Below are 17435 nucleotides of genomic sequence, written 5' to 3' on the forward strand. Positions count from 1 at the left end.
GTCTAATTACATGTTAGCGTATAAATCTATTGTTTCACCTTCCGCCAGTTGTACAATTGCTTTTTTAATAGCATTTGTTTTACCATGTTGAATACCTGTTTTTGTATAACGCGTTCTTCTATCTGGACGGACATTTATCGTACGAACTTTTTCTACAGAAACACCATAAGCAGCCTCAACCGCTTTTTTGATTTCTACCTTGTTCGCCTTTGTGTTCACTTCGAATGCGTAAGCATTTAACAACTCACTTTGAGTGGTTGCTTTTTCTGTGATGATAGGTTTAATTAAGATACTCATCTGTGTTCTATTTACTTAAATTCGATTCAATTCCTTCTAATGCACCTTCTAAAAGAACAACCTTATTAGCGTTCATTATTTTATAAGTGCTTAATTCTGAGCTTGTTACAACTTCAGAGCCTTTCAAATTGCGCGACGACAAATATACATTATTATTTGAGTCACCCAACACAAACAAGGACTTTTTGTTGTCTATCTCTAAGGCCTTCAATACATTCACGAAATTTTTAGTCTTTGGAGCATCGAAATTAAAGTCTTCTAATACTACAATTGCTTTATCGTTTGCCTTGATGCTTAATGCTGATTTACGTGCTAATCGCTTTACGTTTTTGTTTAATTTAAAACCGTAATTTCTTGGTCTAGGACCAAACATACGACCACCACCTTTAAATACACCAGACTTAATAGAACCTGCACGCGCTGTACCTGTTCCTTTTTGTTTTTTAATCTTACGTGTACTACCAGTAATCTCACCTCTTTCTTTAGCCTTATGTGTACCCTGTCTTTGGTTTGCTAAGTATTGCTTAACATCTAAATAAACAGCGTGATTATTAGGCTCAATAGCGAATACGTCCTTAGAAAGCTCAGCTTTTCTACCCGTATCTTTTCCGTTTATATCTAAAACTGCTACCTTCATTACTTCTCAATAATTACATAAGAATTTTTGTGACCAGGAACACATCCTTTTACAACAAGTAAGTTCTTTTCTGGAACAACTTTATAAACTCTTAAATTTTGAACTTTTACTGTTTCGCCCCCCATTCTTCCGGCCATTCTCATTCCTTTGAATACTCTCGCAGGATAAGAAGCTGCACCAATAGAACCAGGAGCTCTTAAACGGTTGTGTTGACCATGCGTTGCTTGACCTACACCACCAAAACCGTGACGCTTTACAACACCTTGAAAACCTTTACCTTTTGAAGTTCCTGAAATATCCACAAACTCACCTTCAGTAAATTGTTCAACTGTGATAGCATCACCTAATTTGTACTCCTCGCCAAAACCTTTAAATTCTACGACTTTGCGTTTAACAGAAGTACCCGCTTTTTTAGCGTGCCCTTGAGCAGCTTTTGTAGCGTTCTTTTCTGTCGCGTCATCGAAACCTAATTGAAGTGCGTTATAACCGTCTACTTCTTCAGTTCTGACTTGGGTAACGATACATGGACCTGCTTCGATTACTGTACATGGAACGTTTTTTCCATTTTCATCAAAGATGCTGGTCATACCGATTTTTTTTCCAATTAACCCAGACATATTTATTATTTATTAATTATTATTCTTTATTTAAAACTCAAGGCTGAAAAATACATTTCAGCCTTGAATTGTATTTTTTCCGTTTTTCCCGCGACCGCATCGGTGGGACATTTTATAATTCTGTTTTTACAGAAATTTGTAATTACACCTTAATTTCAACTTCAACTCCACTTGGTAATTCAAGTTTCATTAAAGCGTCAATTGTTTTAGAAGATGAAGAGTAGATATCTAATAATCTCTTGTAAGAGCTTAACTGAAACTGCTCTCTTGACTTCTTATTAACGTGTGGTGAACGTAACACAGTGAAAATTTTCTTGTGTGTTGGTAATGGAATTGGACCTGTTACTACAGCACCTGTGCTTTTTACAGTTTTTACAATCTTATCAGCAGACTTGTCAACTAAATTATGATCGTAAGACTTTAATTTTATTCTAATTTTCTGACTCATTTTCTTTTAGTTTTAAGCTTCTACGCCTTTAGCTGCTTTGATTACTTCTTCTGATATGTTTGATGGAGTCTCTGCGTAGTGAGAGAATTCCATTGTAGATGTTGCTCTACCTGAAGATAATGTTCTTAATGATGTTACATAACCGAACATTTCAGATAATGGTACATTTGCCTTAACAACTTTAGAACCTGCTCTATCGCTCATGTCATTAACCTGACCACGACGACGGTTTAAGTCACCAACAATGTCACCCATACTTTCTTCTGGTGTTAACACTTCTAACTTCATGATTGGCTCCATGATTACAGCTTTTGCAGCTTTTGCAGCAGCTTTAAATCCTAACTTAGCAGCTAATTCGAATGATAACTGGTCAGAATCCACATCATGGTAAGAACCGTCAGTTAAAGTAACTTTCATTGCATCTACTTCGTAACCTGCTAATGGACCATTAACCATTGCCATTTTGAATCCTTTCTCAACAGAAGGGATAAACTCCTTAGGAACGTTACCACCTTTAATTTCTGAAACGAATTCTAGACCTTGCTTACCTTCTTCAGCTGGCTCAATCGTAAATACAATATCAGCAAATTTACCACGTCCACCAGATTGTTTCTTATAAACTTCTCTGTGCTCTGCACGCTGTGTAATAGCTTCTTTGTACTCTACTTGAGGTTGACCTTGGTTAACTTCTACCTTAAACTCACGCTTAAGACGGTCTACAATAATATCTAAGTGAAGCTCACCCATACCAGAAATAATAGTCTGGCCAGATGCTTCATCTGTTCTAACAGTAAATGTTGGATCTTCTTCAGCTAATTTAGCTAAAGCCATACCTAACTTATCTACATCTGCTTTAGTTTTTGGCTCAACCGCAATACCAATTACTGGATCTGGGAAGTCCATAGATTCTAAAACGATAGGTGCTTTTTCATCAGAAAGTGTATCACCAGTTTTAATATCTTTAAAACCTACAGCTGCACCAATATCACCTGCTTCGATATATTCGATTGCATTTTGCTTATTAGAGTGCATCTGATAGATACGTGAAATACGTTCTTTTTTACCAGATCTGTTATTTAAAACATAAGAACCAGCATCTAAACGACCTGAATAAGCTCTAAAGAATGCTAAACGACCTACGAAAGGATCTGTTGCAATCTTAAATGCTAATGCAGAGAAAGGTTCTTTTACGTCTGGCTTACGAGAAATTTCTTTATCAGAATCTGGATCTGTACCTACAATTGCTTCCTTATCTACAGGAGAAGGTAAGTAACGACATACAGCATCTAATAAGAATTGTACACCTTTATTTTTGAATGCAGAACCACAAATCATAGGAATGATAGACATATCCATTACCGCAGCTCTTAAAGCAGCATGTACTTCTTCTTCAGTAATTGAATCCTCATCTTCCATGAATTTCTCAAGAAGATTTTCATCGTAACTCGCTACTTCTTCAATTAACTGAGCTCTTAACTCAGCAGCTTCAGCTTTTAATTCCTCAGGAATATCGATGACATCAAAAGTAGACCCTTGAGTTTCATCGTGCCATACGATAGCACGGTTTTTCACTAAGTCAACTATACCTTTAAAATCAGCTTCGTCACCAATGTTCATTACGATTGGCACTGCATTAGACCCTAACATATCCTTAACTTGCTGACAAACAGCCATAAAGTTAGATCCTTGACGGTCCATTTTGTTAACGAAACCAATACGTGGTACTTTGTAGTTATCAGCAAGTCTCCAGTTAGTTTCAGACTGAGGCTCAACACCATCAACCGCACTAAATAAGAAAACTAAACCATCTAGTACACGCAAAGAACGGTTCACCTCAACTGTAAAGTCAACGTGACCAGGAGTATCGATAATATTAAAATGATATCCTTTTGTATCTGGAGTTGGCTGACCATTCTCTAATGGAAAGTTCCATGTACAAGTAGTTGCAGCAGAAGTAATTGTAATACCTCTTTCTTGCTCTTGTTCCATCCAGTCCATTGTTGCAGCACCATCATGTACCTCACCTATTTTGTGAGAAACACCAGTGTAGTAAAGGATACGCTCTGTAGTAGTTGTTTTTCCAGCATCAATATGTGCTGCAATACCTATATTTCTTGTAAATTTTAAATCTCTTTGTGCCATTCTAATTAAAATCTAAAGTGTGAGAATGCTTTGTTTGCTTCTGCCATTTTATGAGTATCTACTCTCTTTTTAACGGCTGCACCTTCTTCTTTAGCTGCAGCTAAAATCTCTGCTGCTAAACGTTGTGCCATAGATTTTTCGTTTCTTTTACGTGCGTAGCCAATTAACCACTTCATCGCTGTAGAAACTTTACGATCTGGACGAATTTGCATTGGAATCTGGAATGTAGCACCACCAACACGACGGCTACGTACTTCTACGTGAGGCATCACATTAGATAAAGCATCTTTCCATACTTCTAAAGCTGTTTTTTCTTCGTCGTTCTTTTTCTCCTCAACAATATCAATTGCATCGTAGAATACTTTAAAAGCTACAGACTTCTTACCATCCCACATCATGTTGTTAACAAAACGTGTTACCAACTGGTCGTTAAACCTTGGGTCTGGTAAAAGCGGTCTCTTTTTTGCTGCTCTTTTTCTCATGTCTTCTTCTTAAAGTTTTTTAAATTACTTTTTAGGGCGTTTTGCACCATACTTAGATCTACGTTGGGTACGACCAGCAACACCTGCTGTGTCTAATGCACCACGAACGATGTGATATCTAACACCTGGTAAATCTTTTACCCTTCCACCTCTAACTAATACTATCGAGTGCTCTTGTAAGTTGTGACCCTCACCACCAATGTATGCATTAACCTCGTTTCCGTTTGTTAAACGAACCCTTGCCACCTTACGCATTGCTGAGTTAGGTTTTTTAGGTGTCGTTGTATAAACACGAGTACATACACCACGTCTTTGAGGACACGAATCTAAAGCAGCCGATTTACTCTTCTTAGTTATTTTGGCTCTTCCTTTTCGTACTAATTGTGAAATTGTTGGCATATATTACTATATAAATATTTGTTTAACCCTCACTTTTGAGGGCTGCAAAGGTAGAAATATATATTTATAATTCAAATAGTTGAGAATTTATTTTTCAAAGAATTATATTAATTCATTTTATACATATATATAATGATCTATTTTTACGTTATCTTTTCAGTTATTTCATTTTAATTTAATGCCAAACATTCGTCATTATATTTTACTTCTCCTATTGGCTTTGTCTCATCAGGTTTTTAGTCAATCGTTACGCTTAAATATTCAAGGTGAGAATGAAATAAAAACAAAAACCATAGACTCTATTAACTATTCTAAAACCTTTGATAATTACAATGGTCTTGAAAATGAATTAAATAAATTAAAAGACAAACTTGCCAGATCAGGTTACATTGATACAACTATTGATAGTATCATCAGAAAAAGCGATACTCTTTTTAAAGCATTTTTATTCTTAGGCAAAAAAATTGAGCAAATTAAGATTAAATACGATGAGAATTTTAATGATGACTTTCTAAATTTTATTAACCATAAGCTTACCGAAGATTCCTTTGAAATTAATATAGCGGAATTAGAAAACTCTTTGCACACGCTTAACTCTAAAATTGCCGAACAGGGCGATCCCTTTTCCACAATACAACTTGTTAACATCATCAAAGAGCGTCCTGATTTAATTTCTGCAGAACTCAAAATTGTCACCAATCAAAAAAGACGGATTGATAAGATTGTTGTTAAAGGCTATGAGAAGTTTCCAAAATCCTACATTAAACGTTTTTTAAGACTAAAAAAAGGAAATACTTTCAACTTAAATGAAATAAAAGAAAAGGTAGAACTAATAGAAGATTTACGCTTTGCTAATATAATAAGAGAGCCTGAAGTTTTATTTACAAAAGATTCAACTACTTTATATTTATACATAGAAAAAACGCGTACTAATAACTTTGATGGATTCCTTGGGTTTGGCACCAATGAAAACACTAACAAAATTGAATTTGATGGTTATCTAGACTTGCGTTTAATAAACAACCTTAATTATGGAGAGACCATAAACTTATTCTATAAAAGCGATGAGATAGACCAACAAACTTTTAGAGTTGATACAGATTTACCTTATCTATTTGGTTCGCCAATTGGCTTACAAGCTGGTCTCAATATTTTTAGAAAGGACACTACTTTTTCTAATGCCAAGCAGTATGTAAAAATTAATTATCAGATTAATTCCCAGCATCGTATTGCAGCTGGCATTTCTTCAACTAAATCCACTAACCTATTAGATTCTGACACAACAATCTTAAATGATTATACAACCAATTATTATACTTTAGGTTACAATTTTACAAAGCCTCAATTTTACGACCCACTTTTCCCCATAAACTTTTGGTTAGATTTTTCAACAGGTTTTGGAGATAGAGAGAATAATTTAGGCAATCAAAACCAGACCGTCATTAATATAGACTCCTATAAAATATTTAATCTAAACCCTAAAAATAGTATCTACACAAGGATTAATGGCGCCATCTTAACTTCTGATGATTATTTAGATAATGAACTTTTTAGATTTGGCGGTATAAATTCTATTAGAGGGTTTGAAGAAAACAGTCTTGTTGCAAATCTTTATGGTGTAGTGAATACCGAATATAGGTATAGATTAAGTAACAGCATTTATGTTCACTCCGTTTTAGATGCTGCTTATTTTGAAAATCAAATTACAGATACCAAGGAAAAACTATTTGGTTTTGGATTTGGTTTAGGGCTTCTTACAAACGCTGGTCTTTTTAGATTAAACTATTCTAGCGGAAAATCTGAAAACAGACAATTTAGGTTATCAGACTCTAAAGTTCATGTGAGTTTAACTGCTACTTTTTAAAATCTATTATCTACCTTTACACCGATGAAAAACGAAACAACCATATTCGGCATTAGAGCTATTATTGAAGCTATAAAGTCTAACGAAACTATAGATAAAATATTTGTTCAAAAAGGTTTAAAGGGTGAACTCTTTCAAGAATTTGAAGCTTTACTTCGCTCTGAAGGTATTAATTCATCTTACGTACCTGTTGAAAAACTAAACCGACTGAGCAAAGGAGGAAATCACCAAGGAGCGGTTGCCAACATCTCTCCAATTGAGTTTCATGATATAGACGACTTAGTTATAAATGTTATAGAATCTGGAAAAACACCTCTATTTCTACTTCTAGATCAACTTAGTGATGTTAGAAATTTTGGCGCTATTGTAAGGACAGCAGAATGCACAGGTGTTTCGGGAATCATCATTCAGAAAAAAGGTGGTGCTCCTATTAATGGAGATACCATTAAAACTAGTGCAGGCGCTATTTTTAAAATTCCGATTTGCAAGGTAGACCATATTAAAGATGCTGTTTTTCACATGCAGTCTTCTGGAATAAAAGTTATTGCTGCCACCGAAAAGGCCAATGATTTTATTTACGATGTTTCCTTCAAAGAACCTTGTGCCATTATTATGGGTTCTGAAGGAAAAGGTATAAATCCTTCAGTATTAAAGGTGGTTGATGAGCAAGCAAAGCTTCCTATTTTGGGAGAAATTGAATCCCTAAATGTCTCTGTAGCTTGTGGTGCATTTTTGTATGAAGCTGTAAGGCAACGTAGTTAGTAGTTAGTAGTTAGTAGTTAGTAGTTAGTAGTTAGTGAAACTCATTTTTTCTACTGAAAAAACTAATCATCTTTCTTCTTAAAAATATAATTTATCTGAGTCGACTGTTCAGTTTCTATCTCTTGATCAATAGCTTCTTCTGGTAAGGATTCTATAAAATTTCCATTTTCATCAAAATGCTTCATAAAAGGATCATCTTCTTCATTATATTCTGGTTGTTGCCATGCGTAACGTTCAGGTTTTGCAATCTTATTTTTAAAGAGTAATGCAAATAACAATCCGGTTATAAGACCGCCTAAATGTCCTTCCCAAGACATTCCCTGTTTTATAGGAAACACATACCAAATCATGCTTCCGTATATAAAAATCACAACTAAAGATAAAGCAATCAGCCTGTAGTGTTTAGCAAAAATGCCTTTAAAAAAGATAAAACTAAACAACACGTAGATAAGTCCACTTGCTCCTATATGATTTCCTGAACTCCCAATAAGCCAAGTTAAAAATCCTGAAAGCAAAACTCCAAAACCTAACACCTTCCATGCTATTTTGTTGTAGAAATAAAACAAAGCAAGTGATAAAATCAATAACGGAAATGAGTTGTTATACAAATGATTTAAATCTCCATGCAAAAACGGACTTGTAAAAACACCCAGTAAGCCTTCAACTTTTTGCGGTCTTATACCATACGACTTTATACCATAATCAACAGTTGTCTGATACCAAAATACCAACCACACAGCAAGCAACATCAAAACCGGATAGATAATGACACCATTTGAAAATTTGAATTGTTGCTTAGACATTGTATTATTTTCTAATACCTTCTTCAAATTTAAAACCAAAAAAGCATTGTATGAAATATTGTCATAATCACCATCGTTAAGTTCTCATTTTGTAATTTTGATTTATGAATATTCCATTAGCAGAACGCTTAAGGCCAAAGACCCTAAACGACTATCTAAGCCAACAACATTTGGTAGGTAAAAACGGTATGCTCTACAACCAAATAAAGAGTGGTGTTATACCTTCGCTGATACTTTGGGGACCACCAGGAATTGGAAAAACTACTTTGGCTAATATTATTGCTAATGAGTCTGAGCGACCATTTTTTAAGCTGAGCGCCATAAACTCTGGAGTTAAGGATATTAGAGATGTTATTGATAGAGCTAAAAAAAGCGGAGGACTATTCACGGCTAAAAATCCTATTTTATTTATTGATGAGATTCACAGGTTTAGCAAATCGCAACAAGATTCTTTATTAGAAGCTGTAGAAAAAGGTTGGGTAACCTTAATTGGAGCCACTACAGAGAACCCAAGTTTTGAAGTTATTTCCGCATTACTTTCACGTTGTCAGGTATATACTTTAAATGCTTTTAGCAAAGACGATTTAGAAGCGCTGCTTAAACGTGCCATGTCTGAAGATGAAGTTTTATCTAAATTAAAGATAGAACTAAAAGAAACACAAGCACTACTAAGGTTTTCTGGTGGAGATGCCAGAAAACTGCTTAATATTTTTGAATTATTAGTTACCTCTTTTGAAAAGGAACCAATTGTAATTACCAACGAACTGGTTACAAAACAAGTGCAAAGCAAAGCAGCTCGATACGACAAAACCGGAGAACAACATTATGATATCATTTCAGCGTTTATAAAGTCCATTAGAGGTAGTGACCCAAATGCTGCTGTTTACTATTTAGCGCGTATGATTGAAGGTGGTGAAGATGTAAAATTTATTGCCAGACGCTTATTAATTTTAGCAAGTGAAGATATTGGTAATGCCAACCCAACAGCTTTGGTTATTGCAAACAATACCTTTCAGGCGGTTTCTGTAATTGGTAATCCAGAATCTCGAATTATCTTGAGCCAATGTGCCACGTATCTAGCAAGCTCTCCTAAGAGCAATGCTGCTTACGACGCTATTAATAAAGCACTACACCTCGTTAAAGAAACCGGTGATTTATCAGTGCCTTTATCTATTAGAAATGCTCCAACAAAACTGATGAAAGAACTCGGTTATGGCGATGAATACAAGTATGCTCACAATTACGAAAATAATTTTGCTGAGCATGAATTTTTACCAGACGAAATAAAAAACACTCAACTCTACAATCCAGGAAATAATACTCGTGAAAACGCCCAACGTCAATTTTTAAAAGCACGTTGGAAAGAGAAATATGGTTATTAGTATTGGGTTGTTAGAACTTGATATTTATAGGGTAACTATCGTAATCTTTTTCTGTGGCTTCTGAATAAATCCATTTTCCGTTTTCTGGGTAAACTATTGCATCTTTACCTTTAACAATAAATAAATTAGACTTAGCAGTTTTTAACAAAACCATTATTTTATTTGAGACATCATCAACTAATTGAAATCCATTTTCTATTTCTTGAGCATAAAAGATTATATCTATATTTTCTGATTGCTCTTCATTTTTGTATTTATTACTTTCTTCAGTATTAGAATCGGCACTTAATTCTGAATCCATCAATGTTACCTCAGTTTTTTCTGATGTTTCTTCAATTTTTTCTTCATTCAAAACCTTCTCTGAAGATTTAGGCTTTTCGCTAATGCTCACAACATTATTATTTTGCTCATAATCATTACTATTTTTCTCTATCTCAGGTTTATAGTTGTAGTTTAAACTTTCAATAGAAGTAAATGCTTCTCTTAATGCTTCATGATATCTTTTTTCATGGTTGTTTTCACCAGAGTCACCTACAACAGATTCAAATATGATATTATCCTTGCAATCCTTTAGTAAGATTTTCAACCTTGTCATTCTAAATCCTTCCTTTAACTCAACTATTTGTGCATAACTCGCCAAACAGCGATCCTTAAATAAGTCATCTGGAAGTTTATCACCTTCATAATAAGTTGTAAACCCCTCCTTATTGAACAAATAACGTGTTAATGTACTTAACTTAAGTGGGTTTTTACCTTTTTTAAATTCAAATTGAACAGGTATTATTAAATATTTGTAGTTATTGATATCTGTCTGTGCAAAAGTAATTTTGATTGAACAAATTATAATGACAAAAAAAATAATTCTTTTCATGTTGCTATTTAAAATTTAATTTTAAGTTCCTTCTCAATAATCTTTCCGTTATCATTCTCATAATAAAACCATTTATTATCCTCTTTAAAAACTATCGCTTTATTCTCTTTTACAAGAAAAATGTCTTTTGCACTTGTATTTAAAAGTTGCATCACTATTTTAGGCGATGCATCTACAAGCTGATAACCATGAGGTTTTTTTTGTGCATAGAGGGTTAAATCCATAGACTCATCAGACTCATTGTCTGAAATTGAATTCTCAATATCTTTTGTTTTAGTTTCCACTTTGTCAATATCCGCATTATTTTCAATTACTTTTTCATTTTTTTCTTCTACTTCAGCATCCACTGGTTGATATTCATAATCCATATTTTCTATTGAAGAAAAAGCATTTCTTACCGCTTCATTGTATGCTTTTTGAAAATCTTTTTCTCGGCTAGAACCAGTTTCGGTTCTAAACACTTCTTTACCAAAACAATCTTTTAAAACAATTTCTAACTTTGTTGCAAAAAGACCTCCTTTGATTTTTTCAACGTTTGCATACAGTGCTTCACATCTATCTTTGTTAATCTCTTCTGGAAATTCTTCTGCATCAAACAAAGCAATAAAACCTTTTTCTTTAAACAAATACCTAGTTAATGTGTTTAAACGATATTGGTCTTTTTCACTTAAAAAATCATACTTCAATGGTATAATTACATACTGATAATTATCGATTGTCTTTTGCGCTATTGCGGTAAATACAATACTAAGAAATAGCACAAACGTGATTATAAATTTTTTCATTATATACTATTAAAGATAATTCTTAATCGAATTTAGGGTTGTTACTCTTTTATATCCATTAGAATCATTCAAATTTTTGTAGTCAAAATAAATGGTTTCCATTCCTACATTATTAGCGCCTTCGATATCCGCTTCAAGACTATCTCCAATCATTACACTATTTGATGAACTGGCATTTGCGATGTTTAATGCAAAATTAAAAATCTTAGGATTAGGCTTCTTTACACCAACCATTTCAGAGTTGGTTACGGTCTTAAAATAATCTCTTATGTTCGCATTATTCATCTTTCGTTCTTGAGCCTCTTCAAAACCATTGGTAATAATATGTAGGTGGTACTTATCTTTTAAATAATTAAGAATTTCTAATGTACCTTCAAACAAATTATTGAATGTTGTTAAATAATCTATGTAGGCAACAGATAGATGATTTATCATGTCATCTTCCACCTCAACATTTATAGCATTAAATGCTTCTCTCAACCTACCATAGCGCAATGCTGACTTAGTTACTTTTTCTTCTCTGTAGAGTTTCCAATATTGTAGGTTTATGGGTTCATAAACTTCTAAAAAAGCTGTAAGATTAACATCTAAGCTATTGAGTTTAAAAATCTTCTCGAATGTTAATCCAGAGTTCTTATCAAAATCCCAAAGGGTATGATCTAAATCAAAAAAAACATGCTTTATTTTATCCCTCATCTACCGAATCTAATATTAATGTAAAAAGCGATCTAAAACCTTCCCAACGTTCTAGATTACTAAATGTATAGTTATGAAATACTGGTGTAAATGTACCATTAACTTCTTTAACTTCTTTGATTAGCTTTTGTAAATGTTCTTTTTTATCTAACTCTGATTGATACTTTAATAACGCAAAATCTAAGCAATGATAAGGATTGATCTGTAATGGTGTTTGCACTTCGAAATCGAGATCATAAAACTGAAATGGTGTGCATGTGCCTGCCCTAAAACCAAGCGTATCTATATAACCCATTGTATAATCTTGATGAATTTCTAATTCAACCAAATTTCTATAAGACTGCGGTAGGTTTAGTTTTGAAAAGGAATGCCTAACAGCTTGCAAATCTCTATTGGTTACTGCTTCCATTTTCAACTTTTCTTTCTTTAAAATCGAAATGTCTTCTAAAGCAAAATAAGAGGCTTTTAATCCTACATTACAATAATCCGCAACAGACTTTATGAGCGACACAAATTCCTTTTTATTAATACTGATGTTTTTATCGTAGGTAGAATAATCTCCTATTAAAAACAAAACCATGAACTTAAAATCGCATTGTTTTTGCTTGGTAATAATCCACTTAAATGTATCGTAAGGATCGCGTTTAAAACCCATAAGCACAGAGTAACGTTGATACAATTGCTTAAATCTAAATCTGCCTATATCTGCTAAAGTACCTCCAATAGTACGCAACAACCCTTTTTTTCGAAAGTAATACGTCATTGGTACATCTATAACTGGCTGCACTTTATAGTTGCGATCAGGAAAAACAAATTCTGGAAAACGCTCTTGCAGTACATCTTTAAGCTTATATGCCCAAATATCTATGACTGGCTGGCTTAAAAACCGATGTTTGTATGCCAGACTTTCTTTTGCCGTAAATCTTCCAAAGTCATCCTTTACATGTGGTAAATACTCTTCATATCGACTTAGTAAGTAGAATGAAGCTGCAAATATGTCGAAAGCTAAATCGCTACGTTCTCCTGTTGGAAAAAAGCCTTTGGTATTTTCCCATTGCTGTACGCTAATATCTAAATCTGAAATACCACTTTCGTACAATAAATAATGACTACGAACAAACAACTCATTACTCAATGGCTGCTTAGTGTAAGACATCTTAAGGCTATCATGCGCTATAAAATCTTCTACCTTAGAGGTAAACTTTACATCTAAGCCCAAAATACGTTTACAAATATGCTTAAAGGTATACGTAAGACGTGGCGTAATTTTATGTGTGTAAACTAATAGCATGAAGCGCAGCAAATTCCAAAAAAATAAAAGTAACAAATTCCAAAGCCAATAATCAAAATATTAGCTCTGATTTTAAAATCTGGGAATTTAGTATTTGATTTTTGAATTTAATCTTCACAGAATACTCTCATCTGCAAAACTAAAATAGGTGTTCTCTGTTATAATTAAGTGATCTAAAACTTTTATATCCAAACTCTGGGCAGCTGTCTTTAATTTATGTGTTACATCCTTATCAGCCTGACTTGGCTTTAAAGTACCCGAAGGGTGATTGTGACATAGTATTAAAGCTGTTGCTCCTACTTCTAAAGCAGATTTTAACACCAGTCTCACATCTACTAAAGTACCTGTTATACCACCTTTACTCAACTGATTTTTTTGAATGACCTTATTAGAATTATTCAAATAAAGAATCCAGAATTCTTCATGAGGCAATTCGCCAATTATAGGTTGCATTAAATCAAACACAGAACGGCTCGATGTTATTTTATCTAACTGTACAGCATCTTCTAATCGTCTTCTTCTACCCAATTCCATAGCCGCAGCTATGGTTATGGCTTTAGCCTCTCCTATACCTTTAAATTCCATTAATTGTTTAATCGATAATTTCCCTAAAGCATTTAGATTATTATCTACGCTGGCTAATATGCGCTTACACAGATCAACTGCACTTTCTTCTCTGCTTCCAGAACCAATTAAGATGGCAACCAGTTCGGCATCCGAAAGTACAGACTTACCCTTATCTCTTAATTTTTCTCTGGGCTGATCGTCTTGAGACCAGTTTTTTATAGAGAATGAACTTGAATTTTCAGACATGCTCTAAAGATAAAAAATTGTAACTTTAAGCGTCTATTTAAATCAATAATTATGCAATCTATTTTTGAAGAAAACGCTTATAACGACATAAAAAGCCGACTAGAAAACCTTAACGAAAATGCCGAAGCGAATTGGGGAAAAATGAATGTTGGCCAGATGGTTTGGCATTGTCAAGGACCATTAAATATCATATTGGAAAAAGAGAACTATGGCATGAAGCCAAGTTGGCTTGCAAAAGTGTTTTTTAAAAAATCATTGTACAATGACAAACCCTGGAAAAAGGGACTACCGACAGCTAAATTTCTTAAAACCAAGGACACTAAAGACTTTAGCATAGAAAAAGCCAAACTCGAAGCTTTATTGGATGAAACCTACGCTCATAAAGATAAATCGGAATGGAATCCGCATCCTGCTTTTGGGTATTTTACGGCTCAACAATGGGGACAAATGCAGTACAAACATTTAGATCATCATTTAAAGCAATTTGGTGTATAAATCAGTAGACAGTAAGCAGTAGGCAGTAGGCAAAAATCGTAATTCTTAAATCAATAATTGTAAATCGTAAATCGTTTGTACCCTCCAAAGCACCACCAAGATTCAGATAAAGATCACATCATAGAAGTTATTAAAGCCTACCCTTTAGCAACCATCATTTCGGTTGTGGATAATACACCTTTAATAACACATCTTCCTTTAATTTATGAAAACGGGAAACTAATTGGACATATTGATATTTACAATCCACAAACCGAATATTTAAAAGACAACAACGATATCATAGTACTATTTTACGGACCGCAATGCTACATTTCGCCAAGTATGTATTCCACTACACAATTACCAACATACAATTATATCAGAGTTCACCTCAAAGGGAAAGTAACTGCAATTGAAGATAAAGACTCCTTAAAACAGTCTTTAATTACAATGACTGAGTTTTTAGAAAATCCAAACCCAAAATACATTTTAGATCCAGATAATCCTCGCCTACACGCTAATCTCAATTACATTAAAATGTTTGAAATAGACATTACACATTGGGAAGGAAAATTTAAACTCTCTCAAGACAAAAAAACGAGTGATATGGTAGCAGCTCGTGAAGAATTAATCAGAGCTAATCAAGAAAGTATTCGCGAGTTTTTGAATAAAGTTTTTAACACAAACTAATCTAAGTAAGCTTTTGAAGAACTCTCGACTAATGTATCTTTGTAAGCCAAAAGAAAAAGGAATACATGAAAGATTTTCAAATGCTGAATTACATAAAAAACACTGTAGAAAATATACCTAGCGATTGGTTAAATTTAACAACTCATCGCTTAGACATTTACAACGAAAAATTAGCAAAAACGCAATTTATAGCGCAATTTGAAAATCTTTATAAATCTAAAGATTCCAGTACCGAATCCTTAAGCCAATTACCAACAGCTTATGATTATATAAGACTCGGCCATCCGCTGTCTTCGGTTTTAGAATGGACTATTGCCAAACTTAATGGTCTCAATGCAGAACATGTGATTAGTTTTTCTTCGGAAACCATGCCTATTTTAGCCATCTTACGCACTAATCTTTTAGAACGAAGAGCCACACGCATTTTGTATACTGAAGATTTACCAAAACGCTTTAACCCAGACGCTTTAAAATCGGTATACAACTACAATTTTGAAGTTGAATACATTGAAAATCTTGATTCTATTGAAGCCTTTGATGGTTCAACAATTCTAATTTCTAAACATCAAACTGTTGCTGCTAATCTTCAAAATAATGCTATTGATTTTTATGTCAATCTTTATGAAGATTTAGGTAGTGTATTGTTAATTTCTGGTGAAGCAAAAACGAGTTTTATTTCAGAAATTCAACATGTAAGACGTCGCGAAACTATTGCTATGACTCCAGCTAATTGTTTGGTGGCTTTAAAAGCCTACACTACTGAAACTTCTTTTTCACCTCAGCAATTAGATACAGCTACTCACAAAGCCAAAGTAAAATCTATTATTAATGAAATTAACGCGACTTCTGGCGAAGCTTTAGTAGCTTCTAGCGGATTGTCTATGCAGTATGCCATTATGATGGGATTGATAGACAACGCTCAAAAAGAGCATCCTGGCAAAGCCATAAAATTTGTGGTACCACCAAACTGTTATGGAGGTACAAACGACCAAGCCAGACGTGTTGCTGCTTGTCTAGATAATGTGGAAATTGTTGACTTGCCAGTTGATGGTGACAACGATATGGTAAATAGCGTAGAAAAAGTATTAACGCAACTGGCTGAAGCCGATGCTATACCATACATAATTGCCGAAATACCAACAAATCCTCGTGTCGAAGTTCCGGATTTAGAGCAACTCAATGCAGCAATAAGCAAAGTGCGCCAAACTTCAAATGGCTCAACTGCCATTGCACCTGTGTTTATTTTAGATCAAACATTTTGTCCTAACGTGCAGTTTTTGGGTGATGACAGCATACTCTCTAATGTAAAAACCATTGCTTACGTTAGTGGCTCAAAGTTTCCTAGTGGTGGAAAATGTACTGCTGGTTATGCAGTTGCCAATGCAAAAGCTGAATATTTAATTCAATCAATAGCCAGACATTTAGAACTTTGCGATAACGAAGCTACAGCTTTGCAATACCAAATTTTGGCTACCCAAATGCCATCAATGTTAACACGTATTGCAAACGCTTATATAAATACAAGAGCTTTTGTTAGTTATATTCACGAGGTATTACCAGATGCTAAAATTAACTTTGTTTCAGAAGCATTAGCTGCTGAAGGCTTTACACCATCCGTTTTTTCGTTAGACTTACCAACAAAAGGTAATACAGAAGAAGAACGCGAAACTTACAAACGTGCTTTAAATCTTAGATTAATCAATTTGATGATTACTGAAATTCCTACCGAAAGCAAATACTGTGTAAGTTATGGACAACTAAAGGGTTGTTATTGGACGATTCCTGCGACCTCAACACAAGGTACAACCAAGGAAGGAGACAAAGATTATATTGCCAGAGTTGCGGTTTCACCAGATTTAGATTTAGAAAAGCATAAGGCTGTGTTTTTAGATTTTGTTGAGAGTTTGTAGTTTGCCTTTCTCAAAAATTTAAACGAACTTGGCTATCGTCTGATAAAAGTCATTGAAATAGACTCATAT

Annotated in this window: 19 protein-coding genes; 6 read left to right on the top strand and 13 right to left on the bottom strand. The window is 34.1% G+C overall.

The features are described from left to right. Nucleotides 1-6 precede the first annotated feature (6 nt). From rplW to rpsL, 7 genes are all read right to left on the bottom strand, one after another. Entirely contained in the window at nucleotides 7-297 is a 291-nt protein-coding gene (rplW, locus tag FC091_RS13705; protein ID WP_138434828.1) for a 50S ribosomal protein L23, read from the bottom strand. A 7-nt stretch (nucleotides 298-304) separates the two neighbouring features. Then, nucleotides 305-934 (bottom strand): 50S ribosomal protein L4, encoded by a 630-nt coding sequence (gene rplD / locus FC091_RS13710; protein ID WP_138434829.1) that lies wholly within the window; start codon nucleotides 932-934, stop codon nucleotides 305-307. Continuing rightward, the gene (gene rplC / locus FC091_RS13715; protein ID WP_138434830.1) at nucleotides 934-1551 is read right to left on the bottom strand and encodes a 50S ribosomal protein L3; all 618 of its coding nucleotides are present in this window, start codon (nucleotides 1549-1551) and stop codon (nucleotides 934-936) included. The genes rplD and rplC overlap by 1 nt, the downstream gene beginning before the upstream one ends. 142 nt (nucleotides 1552-1693) lie before the next feature. Beyond that, nucleotides 1694-1999 carry a 30S ribosomal protein S10 gene (gene rpsJ, locus FC091_RS13720; protein ID WP_007650482.1) on the bottom strand — a complete coding sequence of 102 codons (306 nt, stop codon included), beginning with the start codon at nucleotides 1997-1999 and terminating at the stop codon, nucleotides 1694-1696. A gap of 12 nt (nucleotides 2000-2011) precedes the next feature. Then, nucleotides 2012-4141 (bottom strand): elongation factor G, encoded by a 2130-nt coding sequence (fusA, locus tag FC091_RS13725; protein ID WP_138434831.1) that lies wholly within the window; start codon nucleotides 4139-4141, stop codon nucleotides 2012-2014. 5 nt (nucleotides 4142-4146) lie between these two features. Further along, nucleotides 4147-4623 carry a 30S ribosomal protein S7 gene (gene rpsG, locus FC091_RS13730; protein WP_138434832.1) on the bottom strand — a complete coding sequence of 159 codons (477 nt, stop codon included), beginning with the start codon at nucleotides 4621-4623 and terminating at the stop codon, nucleotides 4147-4149. A gap of 24 nt (nucleotides 4624-4647) precedes the next feature. Next, on the bottom strand, nucleotides 4648-5022 hold the full coding sequence (rpsL, locus tag FC091_RS13735) for a 30S ribosomal protein S12 (protein WP_008269190.1): 375 nt from the start codon (nucleotides 5020-5022) through the stop codon (nucleotides 4648-4650). Between the two features lie 178 nt (nucleotides 5023-5200). On the opposite strand from rpsL, the gene FC091_RS13740 reads away from it, so the two are divergent. Both FC091_RS13740 and rlmB read left to right on the top strand, forming a co-directional pair. Next, on the top strand, nucleotides 5201-6886 hold the full coding sequence (locus FC091_RS13740; RefSeq protein ID WP_138434833.1) for a POTRA domain-containing protein: 1686 nt from the start codon (nucleotides 5201-5203) through the stop codon (nucleotides 6884-6886). Nucleotides 6887-6910: 24 nt separating this feature from the next. Further along, nucleotides 6911-7648 (top strand): 23S rRNA (guanosine(2251)-2'-O)-methyltransferase RlmB, encoded by a 738-nt coding sequence (rlmB, locus tag FC091_RS13745; protein ID WP_138434834.1) that lies wholly within the window; start codon nucleotides 6911-6913, stop codon nucleotides 7646-7648. Nucleotides 7649-7710: 62 nt separating this feature from the next. Here rlmB and FC091_RS13750 read toward each other — a convergent pair whose 3' ends face one another. Beyond that, complete coding sequence (locus FC091_RS13750; protein ID WP_317128745.1) at nucleotides 7711-8478, bottom strand: rhomboid family intramembrane serine protease; 768 nt, start codon at nucleotides 8476-8478, stop codon at nucleotides 7711-7713. 77 nt (nucleotides 8479-8555) lie between these two features. On the opposite strand from FC091_RS13750, the gene FC091_RS13755 reads away from it, so the two are divergent. Next, nucleotides 8556-9833: a replication-associated recombination protein A gene (locus FC091_RS13755; RefSeq protein ID WP_138434835.1), complete on the top strand. Its 1278-nt coding sequence runs from the start codon at nucleotides 8556-8558 to the stop codon at nucleotides 9831-9833. 10 nt (nucleotides 9834-9843) lie between these two features. On the opposite strand, the gene FC091_RS13760 is transcribed toward FC091_RS13755, so the two are convergent. From FC091_RS13760 to radC, 5 genes are all read right to left on the bottom strand, one after another. Further along, entirely contained in the window at nucleotides 9844-10704 is an 861-nt protein-coding gene (locus FC091_RS13760) for a hypothetical protein (RefSeq protein ID WP_138434836.1), read from the bottom strand. Between the two features lie 8 nt (nucleotides 10705-10712). After that, nucleotides 10713-11489 (bottom strand): hypothetical protein, encoded by a 777-nt coding sequence (locus FC091_RS13765; RefSeq protein WP_138434837.1) that lies wholly within the window; start codon nucleotides 11487-11489, stop codon nucleotides 10713-10715. A 9-nt stretch (nucleotides 11490-11498) separates the two neighbouring features. Then, nucleotides 11499-12185 carry a YjjG family noncanonical pyrimidine nucleotidase gene (locus tag FC091_RS13770; protein WP_138434838.1) on the bottom strand — a complete coding sequence of 229 codons (687 nt, stop codon included), beginning with the start codon at nucleotides 12183-12185 and terminating at the stop codon, nucleotides 11499-11501. After that, nucleotides 12175-13476, bottom strand: a complete 1302-nt coding sequence (locus FC091_RS13775; protein ID WP_138434839.1) for a polysaccharide deacetylase family protein — start codon at nucleotides 13474-13476, stop codon at nucleotides 12175-12177. The genes FC091_RS13770 and FC091_RS13775 overlap by 11 nt, the downstream gene beginning before the upstream one ends. 114 nt (nucleotides 13477-13590) lie before the next feature. Next, the gene (gene radC / locus FC091_RS13780; protein WP_138434840.1) at nucleotides 13591-14289 is read right to left on the bottom strand and encodes a RadC family protein; all 699 of its coding nucleotides are present in this window, start codon (nucleotides 14287-14289) and stop codon (nucleotides 13591-13593) included. 51 nt (nucleotides 14290-14340) lie between these two features. Here radC and FC091_RS13785 point away from each other — a divergent pair, with 51 nt between their 5' ends. The 3 genes from FC091_RS13785 to FC091_RS13795 all read left to right on the top strand — a co-directional run bounded on the left by FC091_RS13785 (nucleotide 14341) and on the right by FC091_RS13795 (nucleotide 17366). Further along, complete coding sequence (locus tag FC091_RS13785; protein WP_138434841.1) at nucleotides 14341-14784, top strand: DUF1569 domain-containing protein; 444 nt, start codon at nucleotides 14341-14343, stop codon at nucleotides 14782-14784. 75 nt (nucleotides 14785-14859) lie between these two features. Further along, nucleotides 14860-15456, top strand: a complete 597-nt coding sequence (locus tag FC091_RS13790) for an FMN-binding negative transcriptional regulator (protein WP_138434842.1) — start codon at nucleotides 14860-14862, stop codon at nucleotides 15454-15456. A gap of 65 nt (nucleotides 15457-15521) precedes the next feature. Continuing rightward, entirely contained in the window at nucleotides 15522-17366 is a 1845-nt protein-coding gene (locus FC091_RS13795; RefSeq protein WP_138434843.1) for a PLP-dependent aminotransferase family protein, read from the top strand. Nucleotides 17367-17435 lie beyond the last annotated feature (69 nt).

It is taken from the genome of Winogradskyella algicola (genome assembly GCF_005869935.1).
Classification (GTDB): domain Bacteria; phylum Bacteroidota; class Bacteroidia; order Flavobacteriales; family Flavobacteriaceae; genus Winogradskyella; species Winogradskyella algicola.

What these genes read in the sequence shown, in the direction of transcription:
- rplW (WP_138434828.1), bottom strand. Translation starts at nt 297, where the DNA reads ATGAGTATCTTAATTAAACCTATCATCACAGAAAAAGCAACCACTCAA.
- rplD (WP_138434829.1), bottom strand. Translation starts at nt 934, where the DNA reads ATGAAGGTAGCAGTTTTAGATATAAACGGAAAAGATACGGGTAGAAAA.
- rplC (WP_138434830.1), bottom strand. Translation starts at nt 1,551, where the DNA reads ATGTCTGGGTTAATTGGAAAAAAAATCGGTATGACCAGCATCTTTGAT.
- rpsJ (WP_007650482.1), bottom strand. Translation starts at nt 1,999, where the DNA reads ATGAGTCAGAAAATTAGAATAAAATTAAAGTCTTACGATCATAATTTA.
- fusA (WP_138434831.1), bottom strand. Translation starts at nt 4,141, where the DNA reads ATGGCACAAAGAGATTTAAAATTTACAAGAAATATAGGTATTGCAGCA.
- rpsG (WP_138434832.1), bottom strand. Translation starts at nt 4,623, where the DNA reads ATGAGAAAAAGAGCAGCAAAAAAGAGACCGCTTTTACCAGACCCAAGG.
- rpsL (WP_008269190.1), bottom strand. Translation starts at nt 5,022, where the DNA reads ATGCCAACAATTTCACAATTAGTACGAAAAGGAAGAGCCAAAATAACT.
- FC091_RS13740 (WP_138434833.1), top strand. Translation starts at nt 5,201, where the DNA reads ATGCCAAACATTCGTCATTATATTTTACTTCTCCTATTGGCTTTGTCT.
- rlmB (WP_138434834.1), top strand. Translation starts at nt 6,911, where the DNA reads ATGAAAAACGAAACAACCATATTCGGCATTAGAGCTATTATTGAAGCT.
- FC091_RS13755 (WP_138434835.1), top strand. Translation starts at nt 8,556, where the DNA reads ATGAATATTCCATTAGCAGAACGCTTAAGGCCAAAGACCCTAAACGAC.
- FC091_RS13760 (WP_138434836.1), bottom strand. Translation starts at nt 10,704, where the DNA reads ATGAAAAGAATTATTTTTTTTGTCATTATAATTTGTTCAATCAAAATT.
- FC091_RS13765 (WP_138434837.1), bottom strand. Translation starts at nt 11,489, where the DNA reads ATGAAAAAATTTATAATCACGTTTGTGCTATTTCTTAGTATTGTATTT.
- FC091_RS13770 (WP_138434838.1), bottom strand. Translation starts at nt 12,185, where the DNA reads ATGAGGGATAAAATAAAGCATGTTTTTTTTGATTTAGATCATACCCTT.
- FC091_RS13775 (WP_138434839.1), bottom strand. Translation starts at nt 13,476, where the DNA reads ATGCTATTAGTTTACACACATAAAATTACGCCACGTCTTACGTATACC.
- radC (WP_138434840.1), bottom strand. Translation starts at nt 14,289, where the DNA reads ATGTCTGAAAATTCAAGTTCATTCTCTATAAAAAACTGGTCTCAAGAC.
- FC091_RS13785 (WP_138434841.1), top strand. Translation starts at nt 14,341, where the DNA reads ATGCAATCTATTTTTGAAGAAAACGCTTATAACGACATAAAAAGCCGA.
- FC091_RS13795 (WP_138434843.1), top strand. Translation starts at nt 15,522, where the DNA reads ATGAAAGATTTTCAAATGCTGAATTACATAAAAAACACTGTAGAAAAT.